Origin of the sequence: Moraxella sp. 179-F 1C4 NHS (assembly GCF_045370505.1) — a bacterium.
GTDB lineage: Bacteria > Pseudomonadota > Gammaproteobacteria > Pseudomonadales > Moraxellaceae > Faucicola > Faucicola tetraodonis.
In genome coordinates this window covers 55,130-78,279 of sequence record NZ_JBIQEC010000004.1, presented here as the reverse complement: position 1 = coordinate 78,279, position 23,150 = coordinate 55,130, and the positions used below count along the sequence as shown (strand labels likewise).

Sequence of the window (23,150 nt, the reverse complement as noted above, 5' to 3'; positions counted from 1 at the left end):
TTTAGCATAATTTTTTAGCCTAAAAAGAGCGTACGTGACTTGGTGACTTGGGTACGCTCTTTTGGCAATTAGCCATTCATCTTTGGCAATCGTTTGAGTAAGATAAATAGCCAATAATTCACCAAACCCAATAAAAAAAAATCCACCAACCAAACCGCCATCAACCCCCAATGCGTTTGATAGCCGTATTTTAGTGCGACCATACCACTGCCCCCCAAATATACAAAAGTGAGCATACTTAAAAGCAATAGCGCGTATGGACTTTTGCCTTTGACGATATAAGGCGTTGATAAGAGCGCGGGTATCAACCACAAAGCTTGCCAAGCAATCCCCCCGACCATAGCAGGCTTTGCACTTGCCAACCAATGCGTCAATAGCGGTACTGCCAGCAATCGAAACCCCAGCCAAACCCACCATACTAGGGTTAAGCGTTGGTGGATGGGATAAATGGGTTTGGGGGCAGATAGTGAGTGTGGGTCTTTTTTTCTCATAACGCTTGTAATGCCTTGGCAATTTTGGCTAGACGTTGACCTTGGGCGATGGCTAACGTTTTTTCATCCACGCTCATGATATGGTCATGCTTTGCGCCACTGACATGGCTTGCACCATACGGGCTTCCACCTTGGCTCGTGGTATTGAGCGCAGGCTCACTGTACGAAATTCCCACAATTACCATGCCATGATGCAGTAGCGGCGTCATCATGCTAGTTAACGTCGTCTCCTGCCCACCGTGCATGGTACCCGTACTGGTAAATACAGCGGCAGGTTTGTTTTGCAAATCCCCCGCGAGCCAAATTGTGACGCTATTATCCCAAAAATACTTCATTGATGCTGCCATATTGCCAAAATGGGTGGGGCTGCCGAGTGCCAGTCCCACACAGTTTTTTAAGTCATCCATGCTGGCGTACAGGTCACCTTCATCAGGAATACTTGGCGCAACTTTTTCAGTCTCGCTACTGACCTTGGGTACGGTGCGAATACGAGCGGCTATGCCTGTGCCACTATCTTCAATACCTTGTGCGACCAGATACGCCAAATCTTTGGTAGAGCCATTTTGGCTGTAGTACAAGACTAAAATATAAGGTTGACTCATGGTTTTTCTCACATCAATTTTGATAATTGTTACGTCAATCTAGCCTAGGTGAATAAATTTTGATGAATGAATTTTGATGGCAGGGTCAAGGCAATTTACTAGCCAGATTGCCAATTGCAAAACACCAAAACTGTTCACAGTAATTCAATAAACAATTTTTTTGAATATGATACCATACTGCCATACAATCACTGCCTTTTTCGCCGATTTGATGGTCAAACTTTGAAATTTTTTATCAATAAGAACTACTATGAATGAACTCATTGCCAAACTAAAAAAATTATCCATTTTTAAACATAAATGGGTGCAGTTTTTGATGTATCTTATCAAAAATTTTATTGATGATAATTGTAGTCAAAAAGCTGCATTATTGACTTATACCACGCTGCTGTCTATTGTGCCGATTTTAACCTTGTTGGTGGTGATTCTCTCCACCATCCCGCAGTTAGCAGAAGCGCGTGAGCAGATTCAAAACTTAATATTTAGTAATATTTTGCCCAGTACCGGATTACAGGTCACCAAGTATCTTAACCAATTTACCAGCAATTCCTCCAATTTAACCATCATCGGTGTGGGTATCTTATTTTTTACCACCATTTCCACTTTAATGACGATTGAAACCGCGTTTAACCAAATTTGGCGCGTTGAAAAAAAAGAGACCAGCTGGCTCAATCTGGTGCGTTATTGGGTGATTATTACCCTGTTGCCTATTGTGCTTGCGTTAGCGATGATTGTCTCGAGTACCGTTCAAAGTTTGAGTTTTTTAAATCAAAAGATTGGTGGTTATGGGATTGACTGGGCGATTTGGGTACAAATCGGCTCCATTGCAATTATGCTGATGGGTCTGGTGGCCATGTATTGGTTTGTACCACGCTGCCAAGTACGTTTTAAACATGCGCTGGTTGCAGGTGTCGTGGTTGGGATTATCTTTGAAATCCTAAAACTCACCTTTGGCGCAATTGTTGACAACTTTACCAGTTATAAAGCGGTGTATGGGGCGTTTGCGATTTTGCCGTTGTTCTTACTTTGGATTTATATTTCTTGGAATATTATCTTGCTTGGCGTGCAAATCAGCTACTGTTTGACCATTTTTGAGACCAAAGAAATCTTCCCACGTCATGCCTTGTTTAGCTTGATGGATATGCTAAACGTGTTATACCGTGAGCATAAAAAAGGCAATGTCGTCACCGAAGCCGGTCTGCGTGATGTGTTAGGTCGCCAAGAGATGCCAAATTGGTACACTTATATTAGCTTTTTACAAGATAACAATCTCATTACCACCAGTGATAAAGATGAATATGTGCTCAAACGCTCGCTCGATGATTATAGTTTTTGGGAATTTTATCAAAATATGCCCTATCCTTTGCCGCATGAAAAGGATTTGCGAAAACTTAAAAATAACGCGCCTTGGACTGTGCAGTGGATTAATACCTTAGCGCGTGGTGAAGCCATGCTCAAATATAATTTTGATGTGTCGATGGCAAGTATTTTTGATAGTATCGCGCCGCGTCAGACCCCAAATGCCGAAGACATCGAGCCAGATAAGGGAAAAAAAGGGAAAGGTAACAAACTAGCCGGTCAACGCGAAGGCTCAGGACTATCAGGGGGTCAAGTCAGTGACGTGGTCAATGAAGATAAACGTATCAAAGAAACTGACGCCGAGCAAGCGACTGGCTTTGATGGTACGCTTGATTTTAAAGGTCAAGGTAGCTTATCGAGTCAACCGCGTGATTTTAATGCCCTAAATAACGATGAGTTATCGGATGAATTATCACATGAATCATCAGTTGCTAAGCAAGCTCATGATAATCAGACACGCTTGTCAAATGATAACGGGTTAGATGATAAACATCCGCTAAAGACGCTTGAAGAAAGTAACAGTGAATACGACAGTCATAGCGAAAACAAAGCGACTCCCTCATCCCCACAAAATGGCAATGCCACAGACGAGCATAAATTTGCGATTGACAATTATTTGAATGCCAATAATTTTGACAATATGCGTTGGGATATCAGTAACCTAGATGACACGAGTTTTAGTAATGAAATTACCACCACCCAAACAGTCCAATCAAAAATCCTAGCGGATGATGACAAACCAAAAGGTGACAATACGGCAGTGATGGCTAAAATTCGTCAGATTGTACCGGCTAGCGTACTTAACAGCCCGTACAATCCTTTTAATTTCATCAAATCAAAAATTGCAGCCAATGCGAGCAAAAAATCTCCGCGTATCATTACCGAAAAAGATAAACCAGACAGCTAGACCAGACAGCTAGTTTGGCGAGTAAAAAAGGGCAGATTCTGCCCTTTTTTTATCGCTTTTTTTGATCAATAGATTAAGCCTGTGTTATCTTTTTACCCAATAACCCTTTGGCGCGCATATTGCGATAGACCACCACCACAATGACGATATTGACTAGCAGTATTAAAATATTAAGCCAATTAAACCGATGGCTCAACAACTCATAAACCTCAAGCGGCAAAAACACGCCATAGCCCAAAACGCTATACCAATACGCCCATATCTTATCTCGATAAAGGCCGTAGGTTTCCACAAAACGCAGCAGCGCATAGCCCACGACTATCCAAAAGGCTTTTTGCCAATTTTGGTTGGCGACCCAAGCATAGTGATTTAGTGCCTCTATTTGGTGATGCAGTGCCATGCCCATGATACGATGCAGCGCCTGTGAAACCACCCGCGCAATCCATTGCAATTTATCATGCCCTACAAAAATAATAGCCGCCACCCCTAGCGCTACCAATCCTTTTACCAGCTCATAGATAGCGACCATAATGATGGCGTTCTTGGCATGATGGCTATTAGGCACTGTCGGGGCTATCTGCTTAAACGCCTTTGGCATGATTCATTACCGTATCCAATCTTGAAACAAACTTAAAACAAGCTTCAAACAAGCCTAAAAATAGACTTGCTCGACTTTCCCTGTCAGTTCACTATTGATAAATGGCGTATTTTTACCTTGCGATATCATCGATTCTTTTGTCACCGTCCAAGTCAAACTAGGGTCAACCAGCACCGCCCCGCCCGTTTGATGATAGCTAGCTTCAATGCCAGCGATTTTAGCAGGATTGAGTGCGATTTTTTCTACTAGCTGCTCTGGGGTCAAAATACCTTCTTTGACCAATTGACAAGCGAGCCCCATAAAAGTATCAAAGTTGCTAATACCGGGTTTACACTCCGCAAATGGCGCTTGTTTAGCGGTTTTTGCCAATGGCTCATGGTGGCTACAAATCGCATCGATAGTGCCATCTTGCAAGCCTTCTTGCAGCGCTTTTTTGTCTGTATTGGAACGCAGGGGCGGCAACACATACGCCAAGGCATTAAAACCAATCAGGGCATCATCGGTTAAATGTAACTGGTGCATCGCCACATCGCAGGTCACGGGCAAGCCCCTTTGTTTCGCCCAGCGAATCAAATCAATCGATGATTTGGTGGTCAGCTGACCAAAATGTGCCGATACGCCTGTTTCTTCAACAATCAACAGCTGCTTGGATAACGCCACGGTTTCAGCAATCCAAGGAATCCCTGCCAAACCGTGATAAGATGCGATATAGCCATCATGGGCGACACCGTTTTTGGATAAACTGGGTTCATCAGGGTAAAAAAATACTTTGATGTCATAGGTCGCTGCATAATCAAGGGCTTGCAGTAGTACGTCATCATTGGCGAATTTGCGACGAGCATTGCTGCCCCCGATGATGCCACCTTGCTTTAGCCCAAGCATATTGGCGGGTTTTTCACCTTCAAGACCTGCGGTCATCGCCCCCAATATATGCAGATGAATACCACCATCTTGATAAGCCCGCTCTCGCAAGCCTGCCAGTAAAGAGCCGTTCTCAAGTACTGGGTTGGTATCAGGTGGTATAACCACATGCAAAAAACCATTTTTTCGAGCCGCGGCGCCTTCTGATTTTAATGTGCCATGCGACTGGTGACCAGGTTCGCGCAGGCGCGCACATAAATCCACCAGCGGCGGTAATAGCCATTTACCATCGGTGTCGATAGGGTTAAGCTGCGTGGTATCAAATTGCCAGTTGGCAGGTAAAAGATTTTGAAGCGTCATGGTTTTGCCTACTTTGGTTTTGCCTACTTTGTCATTTTTTTTGCTAAATTTTAAGATGCGCTGCGTGCGGCACGTTGCCCTTGCATAGCCAGTGCCAATACCGCCATACGCACCGCAATGCCGTTATTGACTTGTTTTAAAATCACCGATTGCTCGCCATCAGCAACACTTGATGAGATTTCAACGCCGCGATTCATCGGTCCTGGGTGCATGACAAGCGCATCAGGTTTGGCAAGGGCAAGGCGTTCGGTAGTGATGCCATACGCTTTAAAATACTCGGATGTCGATGGCAACAGCGGCGAGCCAATACGCTCATTTTGAATACGTAGACCAATGATGACATCACAGTCAACTACCGCCGCGTCCAAATCGTTATAGACACTGACACCATAACGCTCAATGCCTTTTGGTAATAATGTCTTGGGCGCCACGACGCGAATTTCTTTGACACCCAAGGTTTTGAGCGCTGCAATGTCCGAACGGGCAACGCGGCTATGCTTGATATCGCCGATAATCGCTACCGTTAATTCCTCAAACGGTCTTGGCGCTTCACGATAAATCGTGAGCATATCGAGCATCGCTTGGGTCGGATGCGCGTGCCAGCCGTCACCACCGTTGATGATGGCAATGTTTGGGGTGACTTCGGTTGCCATAAAATGCGCAGCCCCACTCGATGAATGACGCACCACAAAGATATCCGCTGTCATCGCTTCAAGGTTCCACAGCGTATCCCGTAAGCTTTCGCCTTTTTGGGTGCTGGATTTGGCAATATCGATACTGATGACACTAGCGCCAAGACGTTTGGCAGCCACATCAAAGGTGGTGCGGGTACGGGTAGAGTTTTCAAAAAACAAATTCATCACCGTACAGCCTTCAAGCTCATCACTATTGCGAATGCTGTTGGGGCGACCGGCATTGTCGGTTAAGTAACCATTGGCTTTTTCGATGATGGCCATCAGCTGCGTTTTGGATAACCCTTCTACGCCGATAAAATGCCGCAAATCACCTGCTTCGTTCATTTCTGGCTTTGCCATCGCTTGATCAAGCTTGCTCTGTAGCGCTTCGTTGGATAAAGTTTGGGTGTTTAAAATATTCATCAGCCACCTAGATTTGTTGTTATTTGTATAAATTTTGCCTATTTTACCGTAAATCGGCTGGAATAAATACGCCAATATTTTGCGATTATCGCTGATAAGACGGCTCAAAAAGTGCTACAATTTGCGGCAAATTGTCTATATTTTTTTTAATTCATGAGGTCTAAATTCACCTTGCTTAATCGTATATGATTGGCTTAGGATGTTAATTTATAATTTTATAATAAGGTCTACTTATGTCAAATCTTGAAACTTATCTTGCCGCGCAAAACGCCCAACCTGCCGTTGCCGACATCATTACCACCATTACCAAAGTCGGCATTCAAATCAGCGACTTGCTCAAACGCGGCGCGCTCGCGGATATTTTGGGCGAAGCGGGTAACCAAAATGTGCAGGGCGAAGAGCAAAAAAAGCTCGATGTCATTGCCAATGATTTGTTGCTAGACGCTTTGAGCAGCAATCCGCATTGCGCGGGTGTGGCTTCTGAAGAATTAGATAACGCCACCCCTGCCAATCAAGATGGCGACGTGTTGGTACTGTTTGACCCACTTGATGGCTCATCTAATATCGATATTAATATGGCAGTCGGTACAATTTTCTCGATTTTACCCTACAACAACCAAGGTCATCCTGCGACGGATGAGGACTTTTTGCAAAAAGGAACTGCGCAGTTGGCATCGGGTTATATTTTGTATGGCACCTCAACTGTGATGTCAATCACGCTTGGCAAGGGTGTGGCCATGTTTAGTCTTGACCCCGATACCAAAGCGTTTGTGCAAATCAAAGACCAAGTGCAAATTAGCCCAGATACCAAAGAGTATGCGATTAATGCCTCTAACTATCGCTATTGGTTGCCACCGATGCAGCGTTATATTGACGAGTTTACGGCGGGTAAAACTGGCGTGCGTGGTAAAGACTTTAATATGCGCTGGGTGGCGGCGATGGTGGGCGATATTCACCGTATTTTGTGCCGTGGGGGAATTTTTAGCTATCCGTTTGACACCAAACACCCTGATAAGCCAGGTAAATTGCGTCTGATGTATGAAGCCAATCCGATGAGCTTGCTGATTGAACAAGCGGGTGGTTTGAGTACCGATGCTATCAATCGTATTTTGGATATCGAGCCGACCAGTATCCACCAACGCGTGCCTGTGGTGCTGGGGGCAAAAAACGAAGTGGAGTATGTTAAAAAGTTGCATGACGAGATGAATTGAGATTGGCATGAAATGAAAAGAGAATTTTATTTTGAGCCAGTTAAACAGCCAGCATGGGTAAACATTTTACTATTCGCTGTTTTGCTTTTGGGTGGTTTATTCATGCTGTCATTATTATTGATGTTAATCATAAATGGTACTAAAGACCCAATTAAAACATTAAAGGATTTTACTTTAGTTTTAGTTCCTTTAATACTTGTAGGTAAGGTAGTAGTAAGCAATCGCAAACTCACTCAAAATTTACCGACCTTTGTTTTTGATGAACAGCAAGTGACTTTTAATCACCCTAGTAAAGGTTTTAAGATTAATTGGCAAGATATACAAGACACCAGTATCAGTATGATGTTTAATATACCGACTTTAGTCATACATACAAAGAACAAAAAGTATAAAATTGAAATGACGTATTTTCAAAATGCCGAAAATACCGATGTTTATGAAGTTTTTAAAGACTATGCAGTTAAATATAGCGGTAAAAAGCTAATTTTATGAATAAGTAATATACAAAATGATAATCACCTCCAAAGACAACCCGACCATCAAGACTACTCACGCCTTACTGACCCAATCACGCCAGCGTAAGAAACTGGGCAAAACCGTGATCGAAGGCACGCATTTGCTTGAAGCGTATCTAAATGCTGGTCTCACGCCCGAAACCGTGATTGTCAGCGAAAGTGGTTTGCACAATGACGAAATCAACGCCCTGCTCGGTCGGCTTAACCAGGTAAAAACGTTAACGGTTAGCGATAATCTGTATAAAGAGATTCGCACGCTGGGCGAGAGCCTGCCCATCATGGCGATGATTGATATGCCGCATTTAGACTTTAATCAGCCCATCACCAGCGACTGCTTAATTATCAATGGTGTGCAGGACAATGGCAATTTAGGCACGCTGTTACGCACCGCATCTGCTGTGGGAATTAAAACCATTATCTGTACCACGGGCACAGCATCGGCGTGGTCGCCCAAAACCTTGCGAGCCGGCATGGGGGCGAATTTTAGTTTAACGATTTTTGAAGGCATCAGCGTAGATGAGATTTTAATGAAGGTCAAAGTGCCGATGTTTGCCACGAGCTCACATACCGATCATATTATTTATCAGACCGATTTGAGACAACCGTTAGCCTTAATTATGGGACATGAAGGACAAGGCGTCGATGAAAGGTTACTTAGTCAATCTGCCCCGATTGCGCTACCGCAGCCCAATGGTCAAGAAAGCCTAAACGTGGCGATAGCAGGGTCACTTTGTCTGTATGAAATGTTACGGCAAAGACGCTACGCATGATTGCCATACATGATTGCCATCAATGAACGAGTGCGACATAAATAAATGACTAGACAGCCTGTGTTTAGTCTTTTTTGTCGTCACTATCGCTTGGTATTAGCCGCCTGGTATTACCGCTTTAGCGACAGCTACCGTGCCTTTGACCACCCCTTTGGTGGTCTTATAGGCAACTTTGACAGGAACAGTGACAATTTTATGCACACACCCTTGTAATATAACAGCGGTGGTCAGCACAAAAAGCAGGGTGGTTAGTTTTTTCATTCGTTACCTTTAATTGACTTTAAGAACGATAATCAGCATTGATTTTGACATACTCGTATGATAAATCACAGGTATAGACGGTATCACTCGCCTGCCCACGACCCAGTTCAATATGAATGGTAATTTCAGGACGCTTCATCACCTGGCTGCCACGCGCCTCGGTATAGTCGTGTGCCAAGCCGCCGCGCTCGCAGATACGCACATCATCGAGTGATACCGCCACTTTTGACTGGTCGAGCATCACGCCCGCTTTGCCTACCGCTGCCAAAATACGCCCCCAATTTGGGTCGCTGGCAAAAAATGCGGTTTTTACCAGCGGTGAATGCGCCACTTCATACGCGATTTTGGCACATTCTTCAGAGGTTTCACCACCTGTCACTTTGACCGTGATAAATTTGGTTGCCCCTTCACCATCGCGTACAATCAATTGCGCGATTCGAATCATCACATTGTTAATTGCCTGATAAATCGCTTGATAATGCGGGTGATTTTCACTGTCAATCATCTCCCCAACTTGTCCTGTGGCAATCAACGTACAGCAGTCATTAGTTGAGGTATCGCCATCCACTGTGATGCGGTTAAATGACTGATTCACCGTGTCGGTCAAGATATTTTGTAGCAATGTTTTCTTAATGTTGGCATCGGTTGCCACAAAGCCAAGCATGGTCGCCATATTGGGGCGAATCATGCCCGCCCCTTTTGAGATACCTGTCACGGTATAGGTGATGGTATCAATTGTGACTTGTTCACTATGTCCTTTTGGGGTGGTATCGGTGGTCATGATGCTGTGGGCGGCGCCAAGCCAATTATCTTCGGTTAAATTGGCTAAGGCGCTGTCTAACCCCGCGATAATTTTATCCGCCGGCAGGGTTTCCCCAATCACCCCGGTGGAATAAGGCAATACTTGCTCGGCTGCGACACCGGTTTTTTCTGCCAATGCCACACAAGTTGTTTTGGCACGCTGTTTACCGTCTTCACCTGTGGCAGCATTGGCGTTGCCTGTGTTGACAATCAAATAACGGGGGCTGTCTTTGGCGATAAATTCTCGCAGCAACTGCACAGGTGCGGCACAAAATTGGTTTTGCGTGGTGACAACCGCGGTATTTGCGCCCGCTATGATGTCAAAAACCGTTAAGTCTTTGCGCCCTGCATAGCGCACGTGGGCTTCGGTGATGCCAATTTTTATCCCTTTCACTGGGTTTAATTTTACAAGTTCGACATTGCCAACTGACATGAGAGCGCTCCTTACTGTTGTTTAATTGATTAATCCAAAAAATCTGCCCAAATCGGGGCATGGTCGCTGGGTTTTTCCATGGCACGCAAATCATAGCTGACGCCTGCACCGTTGAGCTTATCCGCCAAATCAGGCGTCATCAAAATATGGTCAATGCGCAGCCCCCGCTTTGGCTCATCGTCAAATCCTTTACTGCGATAATCAAACCAACTCAAGGCTTGACCGTCGGCATATAACGCCCGATAAGTATCATGCAAATCTGTCGCAAGCAAGGCTTGGTACCACTCTCGCTCCTCGGGCAAAAATGAGCACGTCCCATTTTTTAGCCAACGTTTGACACTGTCTTCGCTAATACCAATATCAAAATCAAGCGGCGCAATATTCATATCCCCCATCAAAATCATACTGCGATTTTCTGCTTTAAGCTGCAAGATATAGCCGGTTAAATCGGCATAGAATTTGCGCTTCATCGGAAATTTGGTTTCATGCTTGCGATTTTCGCCTTGGGGGAAATAGCCATTGAGCACATCAATATATTTGCCATTAAAATCATAGCGCGCATGGATAAATCGTCGCTGCGCCTCGTCGCTGTCGGTTGGAAAGCCTTTTTGTACAAAAATAGGTTTTTGTCGCGATAATAACGCCACGCCATAGTGAGATTTTTGCCCAAAAAATTCGACGTGATAGCCCAATTGCTGCACGCTTTGTAGCGGAAATGCATCATCATGTACTTTGGTTTCTTGTAGCCCAATGACATCGGGCGCGATGATATCGCGAATGGCTTCAAGCTGGTGTGGGCGCGCCCGCAATCCATTGATATTAAAACTGACAAAACGCGGCATGTGTTTTCCCCAAATTGATAAATGTGGCTTGGTATTGATAACTGTGGCTTGGTTAAGCGTTAAATGCCGACTATATTAGCGGATATTGCCCGCAAGCTCAATTTGAAAGCAAATTGGGTGTGCAGCGCTGAGGTTATGCATGATGAACCTGCAAATAGCAGGTGAAGTTTAAAAAAATTTTGGTATAATCAAAAAACCTTGCACTTTAATCACTGCTAACTTTGCAAAATATTTTTTTCAATTTTTTCTGGCGACGTGCTGACCTTAGACTTAAAAAGACAATATAATGGCTCGAGTTTCTTCTATTACCCGTGTTTTAAAAATCATCGAAGCCGTGTCTGCGGCACAGCGTCCTTTATCGCCACTGGATTTGTCTGAGATTTTGGATATTCCAAAACCGACCATGCACCGACTGATACAGCAGCTGCAAGAGGAAGGCTTTGTGCGGGTCGATATCAATGGTACTATTGTGCCGGCATCGCGTACGCGGCATATGGCGATTCATCTGTGGCAAAGCCAGCAAGTGGCGATTCAGCGATTTGCGATTTTGCAAAGACTGGTTGATAAAATTGGTGAAACCTGTGGCATGGCGGTACCTTATTACGTCAACATGGTATATACCGACCGCGTACCTTGTCCTTCTGCCTTACAAGTGTATATGCCCACTGATTCGCAAGCACCCATTTGGTGTACGGCGGCTGGTAAAATCTACCTAAGTACGCTCACAAAAGATGATAGGGTCACGCTACTAAAAAATTTATCGTTAACCGCTATCACACCTGCCACGATTACCGATAGAGATGTACTCAATCAAAGCCTTTAGCAGGTAGCCCAGCTGCGCTATGCAATTTCTGATGAAGAATATATTGCCCAAGCGGTCTCAATTGCTGTCGCAATCAATGACACCCAAGGTCGTTACATCGGCTCACTGTACACAACCGCACCTAAAACGCGCAAATCCCTCGAGGACTTGATTGGGTTTGTACCTGATATGCAAAAAGCTGCCGATGATATTCGTGATGCGTTTTTTGGGGAAATTTAAATGTTATCCTTGGAATTTTTGACAAGGTAAAGTTAAAACGCTCAAGGCGATTTTATTGATAGATTTTATATAACATGGCGAGGCTTAATCATTTGCTGCCTCATCAATGTGGCAACAAACCCAAATGTTGTAAACCTTGATAGATACCATCTTCCCACGCAGTCGGACATACATAGTCAGCCGCCGCTTTCACATCGGGATGGGCATTCCCCATCGCCACGCCAAAGCCAACTGTCTGTAACATTTCGATATCATTCACCCCATCGCCAAATGCCATCGCATCTTCAAAATCCAGCCCCAGTTTATTGAGCGCCTGCGCAATGCCGCGTGCTTTCGAGCCTGTCGCATCTAGAATATCGATACCGTTTTTGTGCCAGCGCATGATTTTTAAAGTCGAGGGAAATTCAAAATTTACCTGCGTGTTGTCAGGATGAAATGCCACGACTTGATAAATAGGTATCGACAAATCAATGTCATCATGACGGGCAGTACGGTAAGCTATTTTAAGCGAATTCAAAGCTTCTGACAGCGCATCATCTTCCGCTAACGCGATAATTTCCGTATCGGTCATGTAGGCATAGGATAAATTGTTTGATTCAAGATAATCGGTAATCAGTTTAATTTGCGTAGTGGTCATCGGATAATGCGCTAACAATTCACCTTGGTGGTGACTGCATTGACCGTTGATGGTGACCAGCACATCGATACCCACGGTTTCAATGAGCTCATACACAGCTTTGGGAAATACCGCACGACCCCGACCGGTGGCGATAGCGACCATAATGCCTTGCTGCTTTAATTTTTTAAGTGCCTCAATCGCGGATTGCGGCACCCTTTCTTGCTGCTTGATGTACAACGTGTCATCAATATCAAAAAAGACAATTTTCGGTTTTTTGGGGCGTGCTGTTGGCTTAGACATAATAAAACTGATGCGATAAATTGGGATTGACGCTAATTCTACCCTATTTTTGGGTTAACTTTTGAATTAACGACTAGAAAAAAGCCAGAAAAAAATCCTAGCTTTTTACTAAACGCCAAAACTTATTGCAGAACGTTCGCATCATAATGCGCCATGATGCTTGAGAAATCCTTATCTCCATGTTGCTCGCTATGTTTGCTATACAGAGCCGTCGCTTGGTCAGCCATTGGTGTCACCACCTGGGTATCATTGGCTGTTTGTTTGGCAAGGTTCATGTCTTTGAGCATGAGTTTGCTCATAAATCCACCTGTATAACCACGGCTTGATGGCATGGCATCACCAACATCGGGATGCGGATTACACACTTCCAGCGCCCAGTTACGACCGGTGCTGGCTGACAAAATACTGGCTAAGACTTTTGGGTCTAATCCGTTTTTGGCGCCCAAATTCATGGCTTCGGCTGTCCCTGTCATAATCACGCCAAGCAGCATGTTATTACAGATTTTGGCGACTTGACCTGCACCGACCTCGCCCGCGTGAAAGATATTTTTTCCCATCGCCTCTAAAACGGGTTTGACCTGCTCAAATTGCTCAGCTTGCCCGCCCACAATAAAGCTGAGTGTCCCTGCTGCTGCCCCTGCCGTACCGCCTGATACGGGCGCATCCATAAACTGAATACCTTTTTCTGCCGCGACTTGCGCAACTTCACGCGCATCACTCGCTGCGATGGTGCTACTATCGACCAGCAAGGTATCTTTACTCACCACATCGAGTAAGCCTTTATTACCATCTTTACCCAGATATACCTCTTTGACATGTTGACCTGCAGGTAACATGGTGATGACCATATCTACCTCTTTGCTTGCGTCCACAGGTGAAGTCGCCACGTTTGCCCCTTGTTTGGCAAGGTCGTTTAGCACGGCGGTGTTTAGGTCAAATACGTTGAGGGCAAAGCCATTTTTGATAAGATTTTCTGCCATCGGTTTGCCCATATTACCAAGCCCGATAAAAGCAATTTTTTTAATGGCTGTTTGTTGATTATTTGGCATATACATTCCTTGTATGTTGTGGTGTTTGTAAACTTTATACAGCAAGTTTGGCTAATTTTGCTGAGAGCGAATCGCTACCCAACCAAGCCTCAAATGGATGTTCGCTATTGGGAAAAGCTGGCGCAAGATGTGACTGGATATAGCGGGCATCGCATTCATCAAGGGTTTTACGCCATTTTGGCGATTTGTCTTTATCAATCAGTAACGCGCGTACACCCTCACGAAAATCGGGGTAATTAACACAATGTAGCGACGCATTCATCTCTATATATAGCACTTGCTCAAGCGATAATTTGCTGGCATGTTTAAACATCTCAACCGTTAATGCCGCACTAACAGGGCACCCGTGCTGATAAGTCTCGACCGCTTTGGTGAGCCATTTATCCGCTTCGCCGTTGACTTTGGTAAAGTTGTCATCGCGCAACGCTGCATCTATATCATGCACTGAGCCTTTGTTTACTAGCGCTTGGATAGTATTAAAATGCATCATCAAATGACTGTCTGCTAAATGCTCGGTATGATGAATTTTGGCTAAGGCTTGGCTTGCGATATCATGTAAATTGTTGTCAGCTTGCCAATTGGCTTGTTTTAGCGCGTCAAGCACTTTGTCATATTCGCTACTTGCCACCGCATACTCAGCAAGGCTAGAGAAAATCGCATCGTTGGCGTTACAGTTCGCCCCTGTCAAGCCCAAAAACAGCCCAATTTTGGCAGGCATGCGCGCCAAGAACCACGAACCTGTGGCATCAGGGTATAAGCCGATAGTAATCTCTGGCATGGCAAAACGGGTGGTTTCGGTGACGATACGATGGCTACACATCGCCATCAAGCCCATACCACCGCCCATGACAATGCCGTTACCCCACAAGACAATCGGTTTTGGGTAAAAGTGCATTTGCCGGTATAGGCTGTATTCGTTTTCGAAGAATTCAACCCCGTACGGATTGGGCTGCTGCATAGGCACTTGGGGCGGGGTGTCAGTCATGCTGTCATACAGTTTGCGGATATTGCCGCCTGCACAGAACGCTTTGTCGCCACTACCCTTTAGCAAAATGGCGACGATGTTATCATCAGTTGCCCACTTGCCTAACTGCTCTGCCATCATTTTGCACATATCGACACTTAGGGCGTTTAGGGCTTTTGGGTCGTTCAATGTCATCGTGCCGATTTGATGACCGCCTTCGGTGGCTATCGTTTCAAATATTACAGGTTGGTCTTGAGTTTCCATTTATAAAATCCTTTTTGATTTTCAAAGCGTTGTAATTTAATGATTGCGCTATTTGACATTGCTTGAAACAAATTTATAGTCATCTAATTTTGGAATACCATTCACGCCAACGACTTTAACATCCGTTACCCCTTTCCAGCCCATATCTCTGTAGCTCACACGATACCAATCATTTGAACGTGGCGTGATACTGGTTACACTACTAGTTCCGTCCCCATCTTGCGCCCCCGTTCTTAAAGCATAAGCTGCATAACAGTCATCTGATTCACAGTCGTATTCGTAATCTTGTTTTAATTTCTTTAAAAATTTCTGCGTACCCCAATTAGAAGCGTTAGTATTATCTAATTCCTCATTGCCAAAAACATATTGATTATAAAAGCTACCTATTAACTGTTTTGATTCTTGCGTGGATATACTTTGATCACCTGCCCAAGCAAGTGATGTAACTGTCATTGATAAAAAGCATGATAAAGAGAATGATAGAAGGATTGCTGAAATTTTTTTCATATAATACCTTTACGTGAGTTTATGGGATAACGTTTTGCTAACCCACTCTATGGCATAAGTTAATTTAAAATCAATTTATTTCCACTCTGGCGAGCGTTTTTCTAAGAACGCATTGACACCTTCTTGTTGGTTGTCGCCATCAAATAATTTGATAAATAACTCACGTTCCTTTATCCAGTTAAAACTTGGTGGTTGATAACGTGCCGACATAATCAAGGTTTTACTCGATGCAATCGCATCGGGGGATTGCTTCGCCACTTTTTGAGCCAATTCTAAAGCCGTTTCTAACCCTTTGCCGCTTTCCACGACTTCTTCCACCAAACCAATTTGCAGCGCCTTATCTGCCTTAATACGCTCACCGCATAAAATCATGCGTTTTGCCCAGCCTTCACCCACCAGCCACGGCAAGTTTTGCGTACCCCCTGCACACGGCAACAAGCCAACAGATAGCTCAGGGAGTGCCATTTGGGCATGACTTTCAGCAATGCGGATATCACACGCCAATGCACACTCAAGCCCACCCCCCATCGCATAGCCGTTGATACAGGCAATCGAAACGCCACGGAAGCTTGATAACGCTTCAAATGCTTCACCAAACGCAATTGCCATCTCCGCTGCTTGTCCTTTGTCACCACTGGCAAAGCTGTTCAAGTCCGCCCCTGCGGAAAAAAACTTTTCGCCATCGCCATGCACCACCAAAGCGGTGACTTGTTTGTTGGCATTTAAGTCGCTAATGAGCTGCTTTAAACTGGCTAAGCTGTCCTTTGTCCATGTGTGGGCAGGCGGATTATTGAGCGTCAAAACCGCAATGTGATTGTCGATTATTAATTTTAAATTGGTGTAACTTGACATGGTAAATTCCTTTTAAAATGTCTTTAAATTCATTGCAATCTTGCCAACGCCCCATCTTCCATCATTTTGCGAGACACAATCATTCGCATCACTTCATTGGTGCCTTCTAGGATTTGATGCACGCGCAAATCGCGTACATGACGCTCTAGGGGATATTCTTGTAGATAACCATAGCCCCCATGTAGCTGCAACGCTTGGTTGGCGATATCAAAACTCAAATCCGTGGCAAAGCGTTTTGCCATCGCACAATACGCCGTGGCATCAGGCGATTTGCTATCCAAATGATACGCCGCCAATCGCACCATCTGCCGAGCCGATACCAAATGGGTGAGCATATCGGCAAGTTTAAACTGCACGTTTTGGAATTGGTCAAGGGTTTTGCCAAACTGGCTACGCTCCTGTACATACTGCACGGCACGGTCAAGCGCAGCTTGAGCCGTACCCACCGCACAAGTGGCGATATTGATACGCCCACCGTCCAAACCTTTCATGGCAAAGGTAAAGCCCTGTCCTTCTTCACCCAGTAGATTCTCGGCAGGGACTTTGACATCGGTAAAATGTACTGCGGCGGTCGGTTGGTTTTTCCAGCCCATTTTATGTTCTTTTTTCCCGTAGCTGATGCCATCGCTGTTGGCATCGACGATAAAGGCAGACACGCCTTTTGCCCCATTGTCCGAGGTGCGCGCCATCACCACAAGCACATCAGTCGCCCCTGCCCCAGAGATAAACATTTTTTGCCCAGTAATGTGGTAATAGTTGCCTTGTTTGACCGCTTTGGTTTTTAATGAACCCGCATCTGAGCCAGCATTGGGCTCTGTCAAACAGTAGCTACCCAATTTTTCGCCCGCTAATAATTCAGGCAAGTATTTTTCGGCAACCTCAGGTTTGGCAAACTCGCCAATCATCCAAGCGACCATGTTATGAATAGTCATGAATGCGGCAGTTGACGTATCGCCATACGCCAGTTTTTCAAAGATAATCGCCGCATCAAGGCGCGGCAAGCCCAGTCCGCCAAAATCAGGGTTGGTGTAAAGCCCCATAAAGCCCAGTTCACCTGCGGCTTTGAACACCTCTTCGGGAAAATAGCCTGTGGCATCCCATTCGGCAGCGTTGGGGGCCAGCGATTTGGCGGCAAATTGGGCAGCCAAATCGGCAAAGGCTTGTTGGTCTTCGGTAAGAGAAAAATTCATGTTAAATCCTTTTAATTAAAATATCTTTCTAAAAATTAACAATAGGCTGAATCATAAATAGCCTTAATCTGATTTTTTTGGACAAATTCGCTATTAAAAAATCTATCAAGTTCACCTTGTGCATAGCCCCCTGAGAATTCAATTTGTTTTAGATTTGCCCAACTTTTACCATTGATAAAATCTTCTGTCAATTTGTAGTCTTTGCAATTAGTAGGCAATCCATCAATCCGTTTGAATTCATCATCAACAGCCCAATCAAGGTCTAAATCAAGCCAAACGGTCTCCAATTGTGGAAATTTTGAATTGAGTAAATTATTTAAAGTCTCTTGACTTATATAACCACCATTTCCTGCAGTCATTGGGTCATCTAAATGGATTGTCAATTCCGTTAATTCATTTAGAACAATAGGTGAGTTAAGCTCAAACTGCCCACCCAGTTCTAAGTAATTTAACTTAGGCATATTGGATAGAATCTGAGTTATGTCACCTAATTTTCCGTATAAACAATGAGAGTTACTTATCAACAACCATTCACCAAAACTAAAAGAATGTACATTTGGGAAACTTACTTGACTAAGAATTTTAGCTATTTCTCTATAATCTAATGGATGCCCTGTATTCTCAGAGCACACTCCAATATGTAACACTTCTAAATTATTTAAAAAATCAGAACCTATAAATGCTTGAATAATAGTTTTTGCATCTGAACCCAAAAAAACAGAAAATTCTTTTATTTCATTGGTAAAATTATCTGCTGTTGATATTTCCGTTTTATCGATTAAACTTGTATAAATTAAGTCTTTGTTTTCAATACCTACTATACATTTTTCACCCGTTTGACGTATGTTTTTAGGTAGTTTTAATAATTCTTGATAAAACTGATTCATTGTGTTTTCTCTTTGCAACTAAGGATTAAAATTGTCTAACCCTTAGTTTATCAACAAATAAAATTATTTTAGTGAAATCGTGGTATTAACGCCTTTACTGGCTTCATCATCAAACCAACGGGCGGTGACGGTTTTGGTTTGAGTATAGAACTGCACCGCTTGTTTGCCATAAGGACCTAAGTCACCCAGTTTACTGGCGCGAGAACCGGTGAATGAGAACATCGGTAGTGGCACAGGAATGGGTAAATTAATACCGACTTGACCCACATCAATATCTTGTTGGAATTTATGCGCTGCCGCACCTGATTGGGTAAAGATAGCCGTGCCATTACCATTTGGATTGGCATTGATGATGGCAATCGCTTCGTCTAGGCTATCGGCGTACATGATATCAAGCACCGGTCCAAAGATTTCTTCCTTATAGCACGTCATATCGGTGGTGACGTTATCTAAAATGGTCGGTCCGACAAAATTACCGTTTTCAAAGCCTTCGACCTTGATACCACGACCATCTAGCAGGACTTGTGCGCCTTCATCTGCGCCCGCTTGGATTAAGCGCTCAACACGCGCTTTGGCCGCTTTTGAAATCACAGGTCCTAAGTCTTTGTCATCTTTGCCAGCTGCCACCACCAATTTTTTGGCACGTTCAACAATATCACCCACCCAGTTTTTGGCTTCACCGACTAGAATCACCACTGACAATGCCATACAGCGCTGACCGGCGGCACCAAATGCTGCTCCTGCTAATTGGTTTAGACATTGTTCTTTGTTGGCATCGGGTAGGATGACCGCATGGTTTTTAGCCCCCATCATACATTGCACGCGTTTGCCTGCTTGACTGGCACGGTTATAGACGTGGGTGCCGACTGCAGTAGAACCCACAAATGAGATGGCTTTGATATCTGGATGGTCACAAATGGCATCAACGGTATCTTTACCGCCATGCACCACATTGAGTACACCTTTTGGAATACCTGCTTCGAGTGCCAATTCTACCAAACGCATGGTGACCATCGGGTTTTGTTCTGATGGTTTTAATACGAAGGTGTTGCCGGTGGCGATTGCCATTGGGAACATCCAAAGTGGAATCATGGCAGGAAAGTTAAACGGGGTAATACCTGCACAAACGCCAAGTGGTTGCTGAATATTATACATATCCACGCCAGTCGCCACGTTTTCGATAAATGCGCCTTGTTGCAGGTTGCCAATGCCTGAGGCATGTTCGACGACTTCAAGACCACGGAACACATCGCCTTTAGCATCGGCTAAGGTTTTGCCCTGCTCTTCGGTGAGCATGGCGGCAAGCTCATCCATGTTGTCACGAATCAGTTGTTGGTATTTTAAGAAAATGCGCGAGCGCGTGTTGATTGGGGTTTTGCGCCAGGTTTTAAACGCTTCTGCAGCCGCCGCGACGGCTTGGTTGATTTCATCGCTAGTAGTTTGGGGTACTTTGGCAATCACTTGTTGGGTAGCTGGGTTGGTCAGGTCAATCCACTCACTAGTGGTTGATTCGACAAATTCGCCGTTGATGAGTTGTTTTACAGTTTGGGTAGTCATCGTAACAATCCTTGTTTTTACCGTGTTGGGTGTATAGCGTTTGATAGCGTTAAACGCGTTGCAAAACAGTGTGAATGAGTTAGGGGGTACTGTCAATAATACTTAATTACTTAAGTAGTTTTTCTGGAGTAGTTTTGCTAGAGTGGTTTTGCTGGGCGGCTGCCATAGGGTTAATGACAATAATTTTTGAGGCTAGCTCACCTTTGCTGCGAGCGCCCAGTTTTTTCATTAAGTTGGCTTTATGCACTTCAATGGTTCTGGGGGATAAACCAAGTGACTTACCAATCTCTTTACAGGTATAGCCATTGACCACATATTGCGCAATTTGGGCTTCACGTGCGGTGAGCTGCGATTCGGACGATACTTGCGGTTTTTTTTCAAAATGCCAAATTGCCAGTTTGAACGGGTCATCTGGGGTTAAGGTGCGTCCGTGGGTGGTTGCCCAAAATATCTCCCCTGTTTTGTGACGCATAAAGCGCTCATCGCAGTAATACATATTGGTCTGTAATCCCAAACCTGTTAATGCTTCTTTGCCAATTTTTTCAAAATCTTCGACACTGGGAAACAATTTTTGCATCGATTGATTGAGTAGCTCATCGTGCGCATAACCGAACAAATTGGCAAAGGCATCGTTGAGTGCTTTGATACGCCGATAGCTTAATACCACTATCGGCGTGGGCGCGTGCCTAAAAGCCAGTAAGGCATAATTTTCCATGACCATCATCACCCCTGATTTTTAAGCCCTGACAACTTATCGGTGGACAACTTATTGATTGCCATTAATAGTCCGCCATCGCTTGTCTGACCGCCTCAATCGCAGTTGGGTCATCCAGCGTACTCATGTCGCCTGTTTCTTTGCCTTCCGCCAGTGCCTTGATAGAGCGGCGTAAGATTTTACCTGAGCGGGTTTTGGGTAAAGCTTTGGGAAAATAAATAGCCGCAGGTTTAGCCAAGGCGCCCAACTGTCTTGCGACTTCACCCACGATTTGCTGCTCAATGCGGAAACGGTTTTCGGTTTCTGCTACTAAGTCATGATTTTTTAGGATACAAAAGGCAATGGGTAGCTCACCTTTAAGCTCGTCATGGATGCCAACAACCGCCGATTCGGCGACTTCGGGGTGATGACCGATGGCCTCCTCGATTTCCTTGGTACCCAAACGGTGCCCTGCCACATTGATGACATCATCGGTTCGCCCTAGAATATAGTAGTAGCCGTATTCATCCATCACCGCATAGTCTGATGTTGCGTATTGTTTGCCATCAAGTAGTGAAAAATAGCCATTGATAAAACGCTCGTCATTTCGCCAAACGGTAGCCAAACAACCGGGTGGTAAAGGTGCGGCTAACACCAGCATGCCTTTTTCATTGGCTTGGCAGGGTTCTCCTGTGGTTTCATTGATGACTTTGGCGTCATATCCAAACATCGGATAGCCGGGTGTGCCTTGTTTGTGTGGCTTGTGGTCGGGATTGCCTGCAAATTTTGGGGCATGGCTTAGGATGGGCCAGCCCGACTCAGTTTGCCAATAGTGGTCAATGATTGGCACGCCCATGTGACCTGTTAACCACTGGGCCGTTGGCTCATCGAGTGGTTCACCTGCCAAGAAGAATGCTTTTAGGCTTGAGATATCGTGACGGCTCATCCACATTTCGTCTTGTTTACGTAGCATCCGCACGCCTGTCGGTGCAGTTAACAAAATATTGACTTTATTGGCTTCGACAATTCGCCACCAAATCCCCGGGTTTGGCGTGGTTGGCAAACCTTCATATATGATACTGGTCATGCCTGCCAGTAACGGGGCATAGATGCTAAACGAGTGACCCACTGCCCAACCGATATCCGAAATCGCCCAAAACGTCTCGCCAGCATTACCGTTATAGACAAAATCCATCGCGGTGGCCAGGGCTACCGCATGACCGCCTGTATCGCGCTGTACGCCTTTGGGTGTGCCTGTCGTGCCAGAGGTATATAATAGATACGATGGCGCATTGGACTCTAGCCAAACACAATCGACTTTGGCATTGTTGTCGGCACTTATCGCCCGCTCAGTGGCATAGTCGATGTCCTGCGGCTCAGCTGTATATGGCATAATGCCACGGTCAATCACCAACACATTGGGTTTGACTTTGGCTTCTTCCACCGCTTTATTGACCAAGTTTTTATAATTAATGAGCTTGCCGCCGCGCAGCCCTGCATCGACCGTAATCACCATTTTGGCTTCGGCATCATCCATGCGTACGGCGAGGTTATGCGAGGCAAATCCGCCAAATACCACTGAATGAATCGCCCCGATACGCACACAAGCCAGCATGGCATACGCCGCTTCCAAAATCATCGGCATATAGATGACAACACGGTCGCCTTTGTAGATGCCATGACGTTTTAGCACATCGGCAAAATAGTTTACTTCTTTGTATAAATCGTTGTACGTTAAGCGGCGTTTGGCATAGTCGGTATACAGTTCAACGGGGTTGCCCAGTGCCTTAAAAGCTTTCTGAATATTGGGGTAATTATCAATCATTTCAGCATTGATTTCGGTAGACACCCACACAAAGGCATCTTGCTCTGCGCGGTTTTCAAGATGGCGGTCGACCATGTTGTAACACAAATTGGTTTCGCCACCGACAAACCATTTGGCAAAGGGCAGCTTACTATCATCTAAAATTTGGGTAGGTTGTTGATGCCAATAGATTCGCTTGGCTTGCTCGCCCCAGAAGGCTTGTTTGTCGTTGATGGATTGATTGTATAAGTCAGAGAAATTCATTGGCTGTCCTTAGCTAGAATCTTAACGGATGGTGAAAGTCGCTTGCAGG

At 44.8% G+C, this 23,150-nt stretch carries 23 protein-coding genes; 5 read left to right on the top strand and 18 right to left on the bottom strand.

All coding sequences use genetic code 11. From position 1 onward, the window contains the following. Positions 1-68 precede the first annotated feature (68 nt). Positions 69-491, bottom strand: a complete 423-nt coding sequence (locus ACH0AB_RS03035) for a hypothetical protein (RefSeq protein ID WP_406877120.1) — start codon at positions 489-491, stop codon at positions 69-71. Continuing rightward, complete coding sequence (gene wrbA, locus ACH0AB_RS03030; protein WP_406877119.1) at positions 488-1,093, bottom strand: NAD(P)H:quinone oxidoreductase; 606 nt, start codon at positions 1,091-1,093, stop codon at positions 488-490. Before wrbA ends, ACH0AB_RS03035 begins: the two co-directional genes overlap by 4 nt. A gap of 250 nt (positions 1,094-1,343) precedes the next feature. Here wrbA and ACH0AB_RS03025 point away from each other — a divergent pair, with 250 nt between their 5' ends. Then, entirely contained in the window at positions 1,344-3,359 is a 2,016-nt protein-coding gene (locus ACH0AB_RS03025; protein WP_406877118.1) for a YihY/virulence factor BrkB family protein, read from the top strand. 73 nt (positions 3,360-3,432) lie between these two features. Here the strand turns inward: ACH0AB_RS03025 and ACH0AB_RS03020 are convergent, their stop codons facing one another. From ACH0AB_RS03020 to ACH0AB_RS03010, 3 genes are read right to left on the bottom strand one after another with little or no spacing between them, the layout of a single operon-like run. Then, positions 3,433-3,957, bottom strand: a complete 525-nt coding sequence (locus tag ACH0AB_RS03020) for a DUF2127 domain-containing protein (protein ID WP_406877117.1) — start codon at positions 3,955-3,957, stop codon at positions 3,433-3,435. 54 nt (positions 3,958-4,011) lie between these two features. Continuing rightward, positions 4,012-5,178, bottom strand: a complete 1,167-nt coding sequence (locus tag ACH0AB_RS03015) for a dihydroorotase (RefSeq protein WP_406877116.1) — start codon at positions 5,176-5,178, stop codon at positions 4,012-4,014. A gap of 50 nt (positions 5,179-5,228) precedes the next feature. Further along, on the bottom strand, positions 5,229-6,212 hold the full coding sequence (locus tag ACH0AB_RS03010) for an aspartate carbamoyltransferase catalytic subunit (RefSeq protein WP_406877189.1): 984 nt from the start codon (positions 6,210-6,212) through the stop codon (positions 5,229-5,231). A 296-nt stretch (positions 6,213-6,508) separates the two neighbouring features. On the opposite strand from ACH0AB_RS03010, the gene ACH0AB_RS03005 reads away from it, so the two are divergent. Genes ACH0AB_RS03005 through ACH0AB_RS02995 form a run of 3 tightly spaced genes read left to right on the top strand, consistent with a single transcriptional unit; the run spans position 6,509 to position 8,771 of the window. After that, the gene (locus ACH0AB_RS03005) at positions 6,509-7,486 is read left to right on the top strand and encodes a class 1 fructose-bisphosphatase (protein ID WP_406877115.1); all 978 of its coding nucleotides are present in this window, start codon (positions 6,509-6,511) and stop codon (positions 7,484-7,486) included. 12 nt (positions 7,487-7,498) lie between these two features. After that, complete coding sequence (locus tag ACH0AB_RS03000; RefSeq protein ID WP_406877113.1) at positions 7,499-7,978, top strand: hypothetical protein; 480 nt, start codon at positions 7,499-7,501, stop codon at positions 7,976-7,978. Between the two features lie 16 nt (positions 7,979-7,994). After that, the gene (locus ACH0AB_RS02995; RefSeq protein ID WP_406877112.1) at positions 7,995-8,771 is read left to right on the top strand and encodes a TrmH family RNA methyltransferase; all 777 of its coding nucleotides are present in this window, start codon (positions 7,995-7,997) and stop codon (positions 8,769-8,771) included. Positions 8,772-8,867: 96 nt separating this feature from the next. On the opposite strand, the gene ACH0AB_RS02990 is transcribed toward ACH0AB_RS02995, so the two are convergent. The 3 genes from ACH0AB_RS02990 to xthA are packed head-to-tail and all read right to left on the bottom strand — an operon-like array spanning position 8,868 to position 11,108. Continuing rightward, entirely contained in the window at positions 8,868-9,032 is a 165-nt protein-coding gene (locus tag ACH0AB_RS02990; protein WP_172823558.1) for an NF038104 family lipoprotein, read from the bottom strand. 19 nt (positions 9,033-9,051) lie between these two features. Continuing rightward, positions 9,052-10,266 carry a bifunctional glutamate N-acetyltransferase/amino-acid acetyltransferase ArgJ gene (gene argJ / locus ACH0AB_RS02985; RefSeq protein WP_406877111.1) on the bottom strand — a complete coding sequence of 405 codons (1,215 nt, stop codon included), beginning with the start codon at positions 10,264-10,266 and terminating at the stop codon, positions 9,052-9,054. A 29-nt stretch (positions 10,267-10,295) separates the two neighbouring features. Continuing rightward, positions 10,296-11,108 (bottom strand): exodeoxyribonuclease III, encoded by an 813-nt coding sequence (gene xthA / locus ACH0AB_RS02980; RefSeq protein ID WP_219333192.1) that lies wholly within the window; start codon positions 11,106-11,108, stop codon positions 10,296-10,298. A gap of 286 nt (positions 11,109-11,394) precedes the next feature. Here xthA and ACH0AB_RS02975 point away from each other — a divergent pair, with 286 nt between their 5' ends. Next, the gene (locus tag ACH0AB_RS02975; protein ID WP_472797691.1) at positions 11,395-11,931 is read left to right on the top strand and encodes an IclR family transcriptional regulator; all 537 of its coding nucleotides are present in this window, start codon (positions 11,395-11,397) and stop codon (positions 11,929-11,931) included. A gap of 322 nt (positions 11,932-12,253) precedes the next feature. Here the strand turns inward: ACH0AB_RS02975 and ACH0AB_RS02970 are convergent, their stop codons facing one another. The 10 genes from ACH0AB_RS02970 to ACH0AB_RS02925 form a co-directional block, all read right to left on the bottom strand. Then, entirely contained in the window at positions 12,254-13,069 is an 816-nt protein-coding gene (locus ACH0AB_RS02970; RefSeq protein ID WP_406877110.1) for a Cof-type HAD-IIB family hydrolase, read from the bottom strand. 122 nt (positions 13,070-13,191) lie between these two features. Beyond that, positions 13,192-14,118 (bottom strand): 3-hydroxyisobutyrate dehydrogenase, encoded by a 927-nt coding sequence (mmsB, locus tag ACH0AB_RS02965; RefSeq protein ID WP_312538803.1) that lies wholly within the window; start codon positions 14,116-14,118, stop codon positions 13,192-13,194. A 34-nt stretch (positions 14,119-14,152) separates the two neighbouring features. Next, complete coding sequence (locus ACH0AB_RS02960; protein ID WP_406877109.1) at positions 14,153-15,346, bottom strand: enoyl-CoA hydratase/isomerase family protein; 1,194 nt, start codon at positions 15,344-15,346, stop codon at positions 14,153-14,155. A 48-nt stretch (positions 15,347-15,394) separates the two neighbouring features. Beyond that, the gene (locus tag ACH0AB_RS02955) at positions 15,395-15,853 is read right to left on the bottom strand and encodes a hypothetical protein (RefSeq protein ID WP_406877108.1); all 459 of its coding nucleotides are present in this window, start codon (positions 15,851-15,853) and stop codon (positions 15,395-15,397) included. A 75-nt stretch (positions 15,854-15,928) separates the two neighbouring features. Then, complete coding sequence (locus tag ACH0AB_RS02950; RefSeq protein ID WP_406877107.1) at positions 15,929-16,705, bottom strand: enoyl-CoA hydratase; 777 nt, start codon at positions 16,703-16,705, stop codon at positions 15,929-15,931. Between the two features lie 29 nt (positions 16,706-16,734). Further along, positions 16,735-17,895 carry an acyl-CoA dehydrogenase family protein gene (locus ACH0AB_RS02945; protein WP_201664297.1) on the bottom strand — a complete coding sequence of 387 codons (1,161 nt, stop codon included), beginning with the start codon at positions 17,893-17,895 and terminating at the stop codon, positions 16,735-16,737. A 35-nt stretch (positions 17,896-17,930) separates the two neighbouring features. Further along, the gene (locus ACH0AB_RS02940; RefSeq protein ID WP_050324317.1) at positions 17,931-18,782 is read right to left on the bottom strand and encodes a hypothetical protein; all 852 of its coding nucleotides are present in this window, start codon (positions 18,780-18,782) and stop codon (positions 17,931-17,933) included. 63 nt (positions 18,783-18,845) lie between these two features. Continuing rightward, positions 18,846-20,339, bottom strand: a complete 1,494-nt coding sequence (locus ACH0AB_RS02935) for a CoA-acylating methylmalonate-semialdehyde dehydrogenase (protein WP_050324316.1) — start codon at positions 20,337-20,339, stop codon at positions 18,846-18,848. A gap of 106 nt (positions 20,340-20,445) precedes the next feature. Then, positions 20,446-21,054 carry a LuxR family transcriptional regulator gene (locus ACH0AB_RS02930; protein WP_076776059.1) on the bottom strand — a complete coding sequence of 203 codons (609 nt, stop codon included), beginning with the start codon at positions 21,052-21,054 and terminating at the stop codon, positions 20,446-20,448. A gap of 64 nt (positions 21,055-21,118) precedes the next feature. After that, positions 21,119-23,101, bottom strand: coding sequence for a propionate--CoA ligase (locus ACH0AB_RS02925; RefSeq protein WP_406877106.1), 1,983 nt, complete (start codon positions 23,099-23,101; stop codon positions 21,119-21,121). Positions 23,102-23,150 lie beyond the last annotated feature (49 nt).

What these genes read in the sequence shown, in the direction of transcription:
- ACH0AB_RS03035 (WP_406877120.1), bottom strand. Translation starts at nt 491, where the DNA reads ATGAGAAAAAAAGACCCACACTCACTATCTGCCCCCAAACCCATTTAT.
- wrbA (WP_406877119.1), bottom strand. Translation starts at nt 1,093, where the DNA reads ATGAGTCAACCTTATATTTTAGTCTTGTACTACAGCCAAAATGGCTCT.
- ACH0AB_RS03025 (WP_406877118.1), top strand. Translation starts at nt 1,344, where the DNA reads ATGAATGAACTCATTGCCAAACTAAAAAAATTATCCATTTTTAAACAT.
- ACH0AB_RS03020 (WP_406877117.1), bottom strand. Translation starts at nt 3,957, where the DNA reads ATGCCAAAGGCGTTTAAGCAGATAGCCCCGACAGTGCCTAATAGCCAT.
- ACH0AB_RS03015 (WP_406877116.1), bottom strand. Translation starts at nt 5,178, where the DNA reads ATGACGCTTCAAAATCTTTTACCTGCCAACTGGCAATTTGATACCACG.
- ACH0AB_RS03010 (WP_406877189.1), bottom strand. Translation starts at nt 6,212, where the DNA reads ATGGCAAAGCCAGAAATGAACGAAGCAGGTGATTTGCGGCATTTTATC.
- ACH0AB_RS03005 (WP_406877115.1), top strand. Translation starts at nt 6,509, where the DNA reads ATGTCAAATCTTGAAACTTATCTTGCCGCGCAAAACGCCCAACCTGCC.
- ACH0AB_RS03000 (WP_406877113.1), top strand. Translation starts at nt 7,499, where the DNA reads ATGAAAAGAGAATTTTATTTTGAGCCAGTTAAACAGCCAGCATGGGTA.
- ACH0AB_RS02995 (WP_406877112.1), top strand. Translation starts at nt 7,995, where the DNA reads ATGATAATCACCTCCAAAGACAACCCGACCATCAAGACTACTCACGCC.
- ACH0AB_RS02990 (WP_172823558.1), bottom strand. Translation starts at nt 9,032, where the DNA reads ATGAAAAAACTAACCACCCTGCTTTTTGTGCTGACCACCGCTGTTATA.
- argJ (WP_406877111.1), bottom strand. Translation starts at nt 10,266, where the DNA reads ATGTCAGTTGGCAATGTCGAACTTGTAAAATTAAACCCAGTGAAAGGG.
- xthA (WP_219333192.1), bottom strand. Translation starts at nt 11,108, where the DNA reads ATGCCGCGTTTTGTCAGTTTTAATATCAATGGATTGCGGGCGCGCCCA.
- ACH0AB_RS02975 (WP_472797691.1), top strand. Translation starts at nt 11,395, where the DNA reads ATGGCTCGAGTTTCTTCTATTACCCGTGTTTTAAAAATCATCGAAGCC.
- ACH0AB_RS02970 (WP_406877110.1), bottom strand. Translation starts at nt 13,069, where the DNA reads ATGTCTAAGCCAACAGCACGCCCCAAAAAACCGAAAATTGTCTTTTTT.
- mmsB (WP_312538803.1), bottom strand. Translation starts at nt 14,118, where the DNA reads ATGCCAAATAATCAACAAACAGCCATTAAAAAAATTGCTTTTATCGGG.
- ACH0AB_RS02960 (WP_406877109.1), bottom strand. Translation starts at nt 15,346, where the DNA reads ATGGAAACTCAAGACCAACCTGTAATATTTGAAACGATAGCCACCGAA.
- ACH0AB_RS02955 (WP_406877108.1), bottom strand. Translation starts at nt 15,853, where the DNA reads ATGAAAAAAATTTCAGCAATCCTTCTATCATTCTCTTTATCATGCTTT.
- ACH0AB_RS02950 (WP_406877107.1), bottom strand. Translation starts at nt 16,705, where the DNA reads ATGTCAAGTTACACCAATTTAAAATTAATAATCGACAATCACATTGCG.
- ACH0AB_RS02945 (WP_201664297.1), bottom strand. Translation starts at nt 17,895, where the DNA reads ATGAATTTTTCTCTTACCGAAGACCAACAAGCCTTTGCCGATTTGGCT.
- ACH0AB_RS02940 (WP_050324317.1), bottom strand. Translation starts at nt 18,782, where the DNA reads ATGAATCAGTTTTATCAAGAATTATTAAAACTACCTAAAAACATACGT.
- ACH0AB_RS02935 (WP_050324316.1), bottom strand. Translation starts at nt 20,339, where the DNA reads ATGACTACCCAAACTGTAAAACAACTCATCAACGGCGAATTTGTCGAA.
- ACH0AB_RS02930 (WP_076776059.1), bottom strand. Translation starts at nt 21,054, where the DNA reads ATGGAAAATTATGCCTTACTGGCTTTTAGGCACGCGCCCACGCCGATA.
- ACH0AB_RS02925 (WP_406877106.1), bottom strand. Translation starts at nt 23,101, where the DNA reads ATGAATTTCTCTGACTTATACAATCAATCCATCAACGACAAACAAGCC.